Below are 11,184 nucleotides of genomic sequence, written 5' to 3' on the forward strand. Positions count from 1 at the left end.
CGCCCTCCTGCACGCGATAGTAGGGATACATGGTGTCGAGCTCCTCGGCGGCGTCGCCGGTCAGGAGCAGCGCTCTGGGCACCTGCTTCTCCTCGCATCTGAGGCGGATGAGGCAGATCCGATCCGATCCGATCCGATTGTGTGAGCATTCCTCGGCCCAGTCCGCCCGTCAAGCCTTTACACCATTCCCTCCGAGCCCTTGGCCGCGTCGAGCAATCGCCGGAACCGCTCGCCGGACAGCAGGATGTGCCGACGCATGGCGTAGGCGGCGGCGTCGGGGTCACGCGCGGCGATCGCGGCCACAACTTCTTCGTGCTCGGCCATGGCCAAGTGAGTGACCTGGGTGTCGTGGAGAAGCCGGAACAGGTGCACGTGCGTGTGCAGGCGAGCAAGCGCGTCGCGGATGACCTGGTTCTCCGCGCTCAGGGCGACGAGATCGTGAAAAGCGGCGTCGCGGAGCCCGAAGGCGCCATAGGCCATGGGCCCGCTGCCCCCCTCCAGCTCCGCCATCTCCTCCAGCATTCGTCGCAGACCGGCCACCTGCTGCAAGGATGCGCGTTCGGCGGATCTGCGCGCCGCTGCCGGCTCGAGGAGCAGGCGGAGCTCAAGCATGTCCTCGAATCGCTGGCGGGTGATTTGGGGGGGAATGTGATAGCCGGCATGAGGCACACGCACGACCAGGCCCTCGGCCTCCATCCGGTTCAGAGCGTCTCGGATCGGCGTCTGCGAGACCCCCAACTCTCGCGCCAGGACGTCGATCGTGACGCGGGAGCCAGGCTCGATCCGTAGCGACATCAGCTGTCCGAGCAGCGTGTCATACACCTCGTCGGCAAGCCGGCCACGAGATTTTCCCGGCGGCGTTCCGCCCGTCATGGCCTCACGGCCCCTCGCGATCATCGCTTCGTCGTCCATCGTGACGTGAGGTCCTTTCTTACGTCTTTGCGAACCTGTTGACACGGGTCGCATGCTGCGGGATGTTGATGCCCCGATCGGATCGTATAGGAAAGGTGACGGATGCTGGCCATCCTTCACCCATCGCGGAACCGCCCGCCAGCGCCCTACTTCGACCACCTGAAGCTCCGCTGAGCATGCTCGACGTCCTGCTCGGTTCGCCACCGGGCCGCACAAGGACCGAAGGACCTCTCGACCGCCTGAAGCCCCATGACGTCGCGGCGTACTCGTGACGCCGGTCCGCGGGTCAGCCCCTGCGACAGCCGGCAATACGCCTGCACCCAGCAACTGCTCTGCGAAGCACGCAGCAAGGCTCCAGAAGTCCCGACCCAGAAAGCAGGCACGAGGATGCGGTATCCCCAGCCATTCGGACGACTGTCCGTTCCCGGTGGAAAGGTGCAACTGGCGACGGCGGCCCTATTGGTGGCCACGACCGTGGCGGCTTGCGGCGGCGGCACGCAGGCGAGCGCCCCCAAGGCGCCGGCGACCATCCCGGAGCTCACCAAGGACCCGCTGACCCTCAGCTTCATCTGGTTCGACTGGCCCCCCGCCCACGCGCTGGAAGCCTTCGCGAACGCGGAGTACACCAAGGAGCGGCGGAACGTGACCGTCAAGGTCAACACCGTGCCGAACGCGAACTGGCACGACGCGATGTTCACCCAGTTCGCAGCGCACCGTACCGACTTCGACATCCCGATCCTGGACTCGCAACACATCGGCGAGGCCGTGACGAACGGCAATATCCTCGACATCACCGACTTCGTCAAGAAGAACATCGACGTCAAGGCCTACAACCCGTACCTCCTGGCGGCCTACGGCCAGTTCCCCCAGGCGGAGACCGGCAAGCGCGACGAAAACGCCAGCATGTACGGACTGCCGCTGCTCGGCGACACCTGGACGATGATCTACCGCAAGGACCTGATCGGCGACAAGCCACCGCAGACGTGGGACCAGATGATCTCAGTCGCCGAGAAGTGCCAGGCGGACCACCCCGGCGTCAGCGGGTTGGCTTTCCACCAGGCCAACGGCTCCGACGCCGCGGCCGTCACCTACAACACGGTCAACGGCGTCTACGGAGGCAACCTCTGGGACTCCAAGACGCGCAAGATCGACGGCGTCCTCAACGACACCGCGGGCCAAGAGGCGATGGACGTCCTGGTCAACAAGATGAAGCCGCTGACCGCCAAGGGTTCCGGCAACTGGTTCATCGACGAGGTGAACGCGGCGGTCGCCCAGGGCAAGGCATGCATCGCGTTCAACTGGATCGCCGCGAGCGGCGGCCTGCTTGACCCGAAGCAGTCGACGCTCGGCACCACGCGGGAGCAGATCCTCGACAAGCTCGGTTTTGCCACCCTGCCGAGCCAGAAGACGAACCTGGTGCCTCTCGGCGGCATGGGGATGCACGTGTCGGCCTACTCCCCCCAAGCGAACCAGGCGGAGGCCCTGAACTTCATGAAGTGGTTCGAGCGGCCTGACATCCAGAAGAAGTGGGCCGCGGCGGGTGGCGTGCCCGCGCGTACGGACGCCCTGCAGTCGCCCGAGTTCCTCAACGCCGGGCCGTTCAACCAGGTGTACGCCGACTCGGTTCCGCGGATGCGGGACATGTGGAACGTGCCCGAGTACGCGCGCCTCGTCGACATCGAGAACACCAACGTGAACGCGGCTCTCAACGGCGCGGAAAAGCCGAAGGATGCGCTCGACGACATCGCCAAGGAGCAGCAGAGCGTGCTCGACTCCGGCAGCCGCAAGGGCGGCGGCGGACTGTGAGTGCCCCCACTCCACTGACGACCGACCACGCCCGGCAGGCGGCGTCCGCGACGCCGCCTGCACCAAGTCGGTCCCGCCGCTTGAGTGACCGCGGGCTCGCCGTGGCCTTCATCTCCCCGGCGCTGCTGCTGTTGCTCGCCATGTCGGTGTTCCCGTTGCTGTGGGCGTTGTACCTGTCGTTCACCGACTACTCGGCCACCCGCGGGGGGCCGGCCCATTTCATCTGGTTCGAGAACTACACCGCCATCCTGACGTCGGCGCAGGTCCACCTGAGGGCCTTGACGACGTTGATCTACGTGGTCGGCGCGGTCACCCTGCAGACGGTGCTCGGTTTCGCCATCGCCTACCTGATCTCACGGCGCACGCACGGGCGAGGACTGCTGACCACTTTGTTCCTGGTTCCGATGATGCTGTCGCCGGTCGTGGTCGGGCTGTTCTGGCGATTTATGCTCGACGCGCAATTCGGCGTGATCAACAGCTTGCTCGGCTCGCTCGGCCTGGAGCAGGTGGAGTGGCTCACCCAGCAGCGAACGGCACTCCTGTCCCTGATCTTGGTCGACACCTGGCAATGGACGCCGTTCATCATGCTCATCGCACTTGCGGGCCTCACCGCGGTTCCCAAGTACCTGTACGAGGCCGCCTCGATCGATCGGGCGTCCGAGTGGTTCCGGTTCCGCACCATCACTCTTCCGCTGGTGTGGCCGCTGCTCCTCATCGCGGTGTTGTTCAGGGCCATCGAGGCCTTCCGGCTGTTCGACCTCGTCTACATCCTCACCAGCGGAGGTCCGGGGGTCTCCACCGAGACGTTGTCGTTCCACGTCTACAAGGTCGCGTTCCTGGGCTTCAACACCGGAACCGCCTCGGCGTACGGGATCCTCATGGTCCTCGTCGTCATCGTCCTCACGCAGCTCTACCTGCGCTACTTGAACAAGCTCAAGGAGGACTGATGGCCGTATCCGTCGACAAGGCCGCCTCCACAGATCCTGTCCGGGATCACACGCCGCCAGCGCGTCGCCTCCGCGGCCGGGGCCGTTCCGTGCTGGAGGTCACGCTGCTGACCGTGCTGGCCGTCGTGATGCTCTTTCCGGTGCTGTGGATGATCGAGACGTCCATCAAGGAGAACCGGGACGTCTACGCCGTCCCGGCCAAGTTCTTCGACTTCAAGGTCACGATGGGCCATTTCAAGGACGTGTTCGTCGCCTCCGACGGCGGTCGCTCGGCCTTGTCCGTCTCGTTCCTCAACTCCGTCGTGGTCGCCGGGGTCTCCACGGCGCTGGCCACCGTGCTGGGGGTCCCGGCGGCCTGGGCCTACTCCCGCTTCGCCGTGAAGGCCAAGAAGGACCAACTGTTCTTCATCCTGTCCACCCGCTTCATGCCGCCCGTGGTGGTCGTGATCCCGATCTTCCTCATGTACCGCCAAGTCGGACTCATCGACACCAAGCTCGGCCTGATCCTCATCTACGCCGCGTTCAACGTCCCGTTCACGATCTGGATGATGAAGGGGTTCGTCGACGAGGTGCCCGCAGAGTACGAGGATGCCGCCATGCTCGACGGCTACACCCGCTTGCAGGCGTTCCGCCGATTCACCCTTCCCCTGCTCCTGCCCGGCATCGCCGCGACGGCGGTCTTCGCACTCATCTTCTCGTGGAACGAGTTCGTGTTCGCCATCTTCCTCACCTCCAGCGACAGCGTGCGGACGGCCCCGCCTGCCATCGCCGGCCTCATCGGTGGAACCACGGTGGACTGGGGTCTCGTGGCCGCCGCCTCCGTAGTGTTCGCCCTACCGGTGCTCGTCTTCGCCTACCTGGTGCGCAGGCACCTCGTCGCCGGTGTGACGCTCGGGGCGGTGCGACGCTGATGACGGGCATCGAGGTGACCGCGCTGCACAAGCGCTACCCGGACGGGACGGTCGCAGTTGATCACGTGGACCTGTCCATCGGCGACGGCGAGCTGTTCGTGATGCTCGGCCCTTCGGGCTGCGGGAAGACGACCACGCTGCGAGCCATAGCCGGCCTGGAGAGGCAGACGACGGGCGACATCCGCATCGGCGACACGCTGGTCAACGACCTGCCGCCCGCCGAGCGCGACATCGCCATGGTGTTCCAGTTCTACGCTCTCTACCCGCATCTGAGAACCCGCGACAACCTGGCGTTCCCACTGCGGGCCGAGGGACTGCCCAAGGCGGAGGTGCGCGAGCGGGTCGACGAGGCCGCCCGGCTGATGCGGCTCCGTCCGCTCCTGGACCGGCGACCGCACCGGCTGTCCGGCGGGGAGCAGCAGCGCGTCGCGCTTGCTCGCGCCCTGGTGCGGCGACCGCGCGCATTCCTCATGGACGAACCCCTCACCAATCTGGACGCGGAGCTGAGGGCGGACATGCGCACGGAGATCAAGCACCTGCAGGGGGAACTGGGGACGACGATGGTCTACGTCACCCACGACCAGGTCGAGGCGATGTCGCTCGGCCACAGAATCGCCATCCTCAACAAGGGCCGCGTCGAGCAGATCGGCACGCCGCTGGAGGTCTACGACCGTCCGGCGAGTCTTTTCTGTGCCGCGTTCATCGGCTCCCCGCCGATGAACCTGATCGAGGTGGAGGTGGCCGACGGGAAGCTGCGCAGTCAGGGCGGACTGGTCCTCCCGCCACCGCCAAGCCTGCCGCGCGACCGTCGCCTGGTCGCAGGCGTCCGGCCGGAGGCGCTGGAAGTCACAGAACCAGGGGCGGACCGTTCGGCCCCGGCCCGCGTGGTCTCGGCGGAGTGGCTGGGAGACGAAGTCATCGCCGTGGTCGACCACGGCGGCCGGCGCGACGTACGGGTTCGGATGCCACCGACTGTCCGTTTCGCCGCCGGCGCGCCGGTCGGGCTGCGGCACACCGGCGGGCCCCCGCCGGTCTACGACGTGAGCACGGAAGAGCTGGTGGCCTGATGGGAACCGTGGCAGTGCACGGGCTGTGCAAGTCATTCGGCAAGGTCCAGGCCCTGGACGGGGTGACGCTGGACGTGCCGGACGGCTCGTTCTTCGTCGTGCTCGGGCCCTCCGGGGCAGGCAAGACGACGACCCTGCGAGCGATCGCCGGCCTTGAGCAGCTTGACGCCGGGTCGGTGCATCTGGACGGGAGGGACGCGACCGGTGACTCCCCGGCCGCACGCGACCTGGCCATGGTCTTCCAGAGCTACGCCCTCTACCCGCGACTCACGGCGTACGAGAACATCGCTTCGCCGCTGCGGGCACGCCGCTGTTCTTCCGGCGAGATCGCCGCTGCCGTCGAGCGGATGTCGAGTCTGCTGCACATCGAACGTCTGCTGCAGCGTCGTCCCGCGCAGATGTCGGGCGGTGAGATGCAGCGTGTCGCCCTGGCCCGGGCGCTGGTCCGTCGCCCGCGCGCGTTTCTCATGGACGAGCCGCTGACGAACCTCGACCTCAAGCTCCGCGTCGAGATGCGCACCGAGCTCACCCGCATCCACCGGAGTCTCGGGGGAACCTTCGTCCACGTGACCAACGACCAGGTCGAGGCCCTGTCCATGGCCGACCAGGTCGCGGTCCTCAAGGAGGGGAAGGTGCAACAGGTCGGAACGCCGACCGAGGTGTACGAGCGACCAGCCAACCAGTGGGTCGCAGGCTTCGTCGGGAGCCCGCCGATCAGCCTCCTTCCCTGCCACGCCGAGGGGGATCGTCTGGTCGGGGCGGAAGGCTGGACGCTGCCGCGGCCCCGCTGGACCACGGCTGAGGACGGTCGTCCGCTGATGCTGGGCCTGCGGGCAGAGGACCTGTCCATCGAGCAGCGTGGGGACGCGTCGTTGCCGGGTGAGCTCTACGGCCTTGAGCCGCTCGGTGACCGAACGGTGGTCGACGTCCGAGTGGGGACGGAGATCCTCAAGGTCAAGGCACGACCCACCGTCACGGGTACGCCGGGCGAGCGGCTGCTCGTCACGGTCGACCTGGACCGTGCGCACCTGTTCGATGCGGGCACCGGGCTGGCGCTGTCCGAGGCCGGGAGGTAACCGCGCAGGGCGGCGACGTCACCATGCGCCCGCACGTGGCGATCGAGCCTCGGCGGACCGTCACCGGTGAGCACAGCCTGACGACGCTGAAGCAGCGATGGCCCGAGAAGGCGACGGTGGTGCGGGGCGTCGCCCTGCAGCCAGGGCCAAGGCCACGTTCGACCCGCTCGGCAACCTCGACCCCGACGAGGTCGTGTGACGTGTTCGTCGACGCGCGTGGCGCGATCGCCGAGGTCACGGGACATCACCAGGAACATCACAGGAGGCGACGCAATGAGTGACCCGATGAACGTCCTGGCCCCGGAGCACCGGCGGCTCCGGATTGGCGACGCGTGGCGCGACGCCGCCGGCGGAGCCACCTTTGTCGTCGAGGATCCGGCCACTGGCAAGACCATCGCCGAGGTGTCGGACGCCGACGTCGTCGACGGGCTCGCCGCTCTGGACGCGGCGGGCAAGGCAATGGGGGAGTGGGCGGCGACACCGCCGCGAAAACGATCGGAGTTGTTGACCGCGACGTACCGGGCACTGACCGAGCGATCCGAGGAGATCGCCCGGCTGATAACGCTCGAGATGGGCAAGCCGCTCGCCGAGGCTCGGGGAGAGGTGGCCTACGGCGCCGAGTTCTTCCGTTGGTTCGCCGAGGAGGCGGTGCGCGTCGAGGGGCGCTACAACACCGCTCCTGCTGGTGGATATCGCATCCTCACCGTGCCGAAGCCGGTCGGACCGTGCGTCTTCGTGACGCCCTGGAACTTTCCGTTGGCCATGGGTGCCCGCAAGCTCGCTCCTGCGCTGGCGGCGGGCTGCACGACGATCACCAAGCCGGCAGCCCAGACGCCACTCACCATGCTGTTCCTGGCCCGCATCATGGAGGAGGTCGGCGTTCCCCCGGGCGTCGTCAACGTCGTGACAACCAAGCGTGCCGGCGAGGTGGTCTCAGCACTGCTGGCCGACCGTCGGACCCGCAAGCTTTCGTTCACCGGGTCGACCGAGGTCGGGCGCGTGCTGCTACGACAGGCGGCGGACAACGTGCTGCGCACCTCCATGGAACTGGGCGGCAACGCGGCCTTGATCGTGTGTGCCGACGCGGACCTGGACGTCGCGCTCGACGGTGCCATGGTGGCCAAGATGCGCAACATCGGGGAGTCCTGCATCGCGGCCAACCGAATCTACGTCGAGGAGCCGGTGCGCGAGGAGTTCACGGTGCGCTTCGCCAAGCGGATGGGAGCGCTCTCGGTGGGCCATGGTCTCGACGACGGCGTGGACGTCGGGGCGTTGATCGACGAGGCCTCGGTCACCGAGATCGACGAGCTCGTCGCCGACGCGGTCGATCGCGGCGCCCGTGTCTTGGTGGGCGGCGAGCGTCCGGATGGGCGGGGCCACTTCTACCCGCCTACGGTCCTGGTCGACGTGCCCGAAGACGCGCGGATACTGCAGGCGGAAATCTTCGGCCCGGTGGCGCCGATCATCTCGTTCACGTCCGACGACGAGGTAATGGCGAAGGCCAACGACACCGAGCACGGCCTGGTCGGATACGTCTTCACCCGTGACCTCCAGCGGGCGCTCCGGTTCACCGAGGGGTTGGAGACGGGGATGGTCGGCATCAACCGTGGTCTGATCTCGGACCCGTCAGCTCCGTTCGGAGGCGTGAAGCAGTCCGGGATCGGCAAGGAGGGGTCGCACGAGGGCATCCTTGAGTACCTCGACGTCACCTACGCGGCAATCGACCTACCGTGACCGGTTTACCGCTCCGGGTGCCCGCCGAGGATCACCGCGCCCTGTGCACACATGACCTGACCGGCCTCCACCCGTGGGGCGGGACCCGGGCCATGGCCGGCACGAATCCGCCGGCACCCGGGGACGCCGTCGACTCCGCCGGTGTGCGCGCCGCAGACGCGGCCGCGGCGGTGGATGGGGCGATCAGCCCTTTCGGTGGTCCCAAAGGCTACGCCCTCGGGCTCATGATCGAGGTGCTGGTCGCGACCTTGACTCGTACCGGCCTTGGCGACGATGTCCGCGGGACCCTCGACCCGACTGACCCGCCCACCAGGGGCGACGTCTTCATCGCGATGGACCCGAGGGCGCCCGGGCACGACCGAGTCCGGGAGCCCGGCGCGCGCCTGCGCTGCCCGGCAGCCGACGCCGTCCCGGTCTCGCAGGTGAACTGGACGTCCGCCCAGCACATCACCGCCGACGTTCCAGAGAGGCACTGACATGCTTGAGACCGTCCGCGGACCACGCCAGCTGATAGTGGGCGAAGGGGTCGCGCAGAACATCCCACGAGTGGTGGCCGAGTGTGGCTCGCGAGTCCTCATCGTGACCGACCGGGTTCTTCTGGGGCAGCCGGGCGTGGCCGAGATCGTGGCCGCCGTGCGGGAGAAGGTCCAAGTCGTCGGGGTGTTTGCCGACGCGACTCCGGACGTGCCACTCGCCGATGTCGCCCTGGCCGTCTCGGTCGCCGCAGAGGTGGACGCCGACGTCATCCTCGCCATCGGGGGTGGCACGGTGATCGACCTCGCCAAAATCGTCGGCGTCATCCGGCGCCACGGTGGGACGCCGCGCGACTTCTACGGCGAGTCGAAGGTGCCGGGGCCGACGATTCCTCTCGTCGCGGTCCCGACGACGTCAGGCACCGGCTCCGAGCTCACGCCCGTCTCGGTGTTGACCGACCCGGACCGTGAGCTGAAGGTGGGGGTCTCCAGCGTCCACATCGTGCCCGACTTCGCCATCGTCGACCCCGAGCTCACCTACACCTGCCCTGCGACGGTCACTGCCCACTCCGGCATCGACGCGTTTTGTCACGCGGTGGAGAGCTACACCGCGCGACCCCGGGCCCACGGACCGCGCGACCCGGTGGAGCAGGTCTTCCTCGGCCGCAACCCGATCACCGATCACTACGCGCTCCAGGCCGCGAAGCGGATCGCCCGCAGCTTGCCCCATGTCGTCAGGGACGGAGGCGACAAGGACGCGCGCGCGGACATGTCCTATGGGTCCATGCTGGCCGGGCTCGCATTTTCCCACGCAGGCAACGCGGCTCCGCACGCCCTCCAGTACCCCATCGGCGCAGCCACCCACACACCGCACGGCCTGGGCGTCGGGCTGCTGCTGCCCTACGCGCTGGACGCGGCCAGGGATGCCATCGGCGACCGGTTGACCATCCTCGCCGGGGTGTGCGGGCTCGACGTGACCGACGCCTCGGATGCCGAGGCTGCGGATACGTTCCTCACCTGGCTCGACGGGCTCCTTGCCGACATCGGCATCCCTGCCACCTTGGCGGACATCGGCGTGGCGCGCGCCGACCTCCCGCGCTTCGCGGAGATGGCCAGTGGCGTCACCCGCTTGATCCAGAACCATCCAGGCCCGACCGACACCGCCAGTCTGACCGCGATCCTCGAAGCGGCCTGGATCGGGGACCGGACCCGACACGGCCTGACTCCGGAGCAGAGATAGTGACGGGCCTTTCACATGACGACGAGTTCCCTGCCCCACCCTGGTTATCGGAATTGTCGGCTACGACTTTAGAGTCATCTCATTTGGCTGGGTAGGCTGTTGGTCGTGGCAGGGATTGTTGAACGGCTGGTGCCGGACGAGCTGTGGGAGCTGTTCCAGCGCGTGGTGCCGGAGGCGCCGTCGAGACCTCAAGGTGGCGGTCGGCGCCGGCATGGTGATCGTGAGGTCCTGGCCGCGATCGTGTTCGTGGCCACCTCGGGCTACACGTGGCAGCAGTTGCCCGCTGCCTCGTTCGGGCCGTCGGGGGCAACGGCTCATCGACGTTTCTCCGAGTGGACGAGGGCCAGGGTATGGGCCAAGCTCCACCGTCTGGTCCTTGACGAACTCGGCCCGCGGTGAGCTGGAATGGTCTCGGTTCGCGATCGACTCGGTGAACATGCGGGCCTTGAAAAGGGGGACCTGACAGGTCCGAATCCTGTCGACCGGGGCAAGTACGGTATGTAGATCCATTTGATCACCGAGCGGACCGGTCTGCCCCTCTCCGTGGCAATCTCGGGGGCCAATCTGCACGACAGCCAGGCGCTGATCCCCCTCGTGCAAGGGATACCGCCGATCCGCTCCCGCCACGGACGCCGACGACGCAAGCCCGGAAAGCTTCACGCCGACAAGGGCTACGACTACCCCCACCTGCGACGATGGTTACGTCAACGTGGCATCCAGCACCGCATCGCGAGGAAGGGAATCGAGTCCTCGCAACGACTGGGCCGCCACCGCTGGACCATCGAACGAACCATGTCCTGGCTCGCCGGCTGCCGCCGACTCCACCGCCGCTACGAACGCAAAGCCGAACACTTCCTCGCCTTCACGAGCATCGCCTGCACCCTCATCTGCTACCGCAGACATACCAAATGAGATGACGTCTAAGAGCTCGTAACACGATCACGTGGAGCGGCGCAGGTCAGCCGTAACCGGTGCGACGATTGAGCCGTTCGTGAGGGCGTGAGCGTCAAGCCGTGGG

General features: G+C 67.4%; 9 protein-coding genes and 1 pseudogene. 9 read left to right on the forward strand and 1 reads right to left on the reverse strand.

Features of this window, described 5'->3' with window-relative positions; translation table 11 throughout:
• Positions 1–177: 177 nt before the first annotated feature.
• Positions 178–912: a GntR family transcriptional regulator gene (locus ACFWVC_RS37720; protein ID WP_384298800.1), complete on the reverse strand. Its 735-nt coding sequence runs from the start codon at positions 910–912 to the stop codon at positions 178–180.
• A gap of 435 nt (positions 913–1,347) precedes the next feature.
• Between ACFWVC_RS37720 and ACFWVC_RS37725 the strand changes: the two genes are divergently transcribed.
• The 9 genes and pseudogenes from ACFWVC_RS37725 (at position 1,348) to ACFWVC_RS37765 (ending at position 11,078) form a co-directional block, all read left to right on the forward strand.
• Complete coding sequence (locus tag ACFWVC_RS37725; protein WP_384298803.1) at positions 1,348–2,718, forward strand: extracellular solute-binding protein; 1,371 nt, start codon at positions 1,348–1,350, stop codon at positions 2,716–2,718.
• An 80-nt stretch (positions 2,719–2,798) separates the two neighbouring features.
• Positions 2,799–3,665 (forward strand): carbohydrate ABC transporter permease, encoded by an 867-nt coding sequence (locus ACFWVC_RS37730; protein WP_384298806.1) that lies wholly within the window; start codon positions 2,799–2,801, stop codon positions 3,663–3,665.
• Between the two features lie 89 nt (positions 3,666–3,754).
• Entirely contained in the window at positions 3,755–4,576 is an 822-nt protein-coding gene (locus ACFWVC_RS37735; RefSeq protein ID WP_384298810.1) for a carbohydrate ABC transporter permease, read from the forward strand.
• On the forward strand, positions 4,576–5,643 hold the full coding sequence (locus tag ACFWVC_RS37740; RefSeq protein ID WP_384298813.1) for an ABC transporter ATP-binding protein: 1,068 nt from the start codon (positions 4,576–4,578) through the stop codon (positions 5,641–5,643). The genes ACFWVC_RS37735 and ACFWVC_RS37740 overlap by 1 nt, the downstream gene beginning before the upstream one ends.
• On the forward strand, positions 5,643–6,719 hold the full coding sequence (locus tag ACFWVC_RS37745) for an ABC transporter ATP-binding protein (protein WP_384298816.1): 1,077 nt from the start codon (positions 5,643–5,645) through the stop codon (positions 6,717–6,719). Before ACFWVC_RS37740 ends, ACFWVC_RS37745 begins: the two co-directional genes overlap by 1 nt.
• 273 nt (positions 6,720–6,992) lie before the next feature.
• Entirely contained in the window at positions 6,993–8,453 is a 1,461-nt protein-coding gene (locus ACFWVC_RS37750) for an NAD-dependent succinate-semialdehyde dehydrogenase (protein ID WP_384298819.1), read from the forward strand.
• Positions 8,454–8,545: 92 nt separating this feature from the next.
• Positions 8,546–8,929 (forward strand): Ldh family oxidoreductase, encoded by a 384-nt coding sequence (locus tag ACFWVC_RS37755; protein WP_384298823.1) that lies wholly within the window; start codon positions 8,546–8,548, stop codon positions 8,927–8,929.
• A gap of 1 nt (position 8,930) precedes the next feature.
• Positions 8,931–10,166 (forward strand): iron-containing alcohol dehydrogenase, encoded by a 1,236-nt coding sequence (locus ACFWVC_RS37760; RefSeq protein ID WP_384298826.1) that lies wholly within the window; start codon positions 8,931–8,933, stop codon positions 10,164–10,166.
• Between the two features lie 114 nt (positions 10,167–10,280).
• Positions 10,281–11,078 (forward strand): annotated as a pseudogene (locus ACFWVC_RS37765) (IS5 family transposase).
• Positions 11,079–11,184 lie beyond the last annotated feature (106 nt).

This window comes from Streptomyces sp. NPDC058691, from assembly GCF_042714775.1.
Classification (GTDB): domain Bacteria; phylum Actinomycetota; class Actinomycetes; order Streptomycetales; family Streptomycetaceae; genus Actinacidiphila.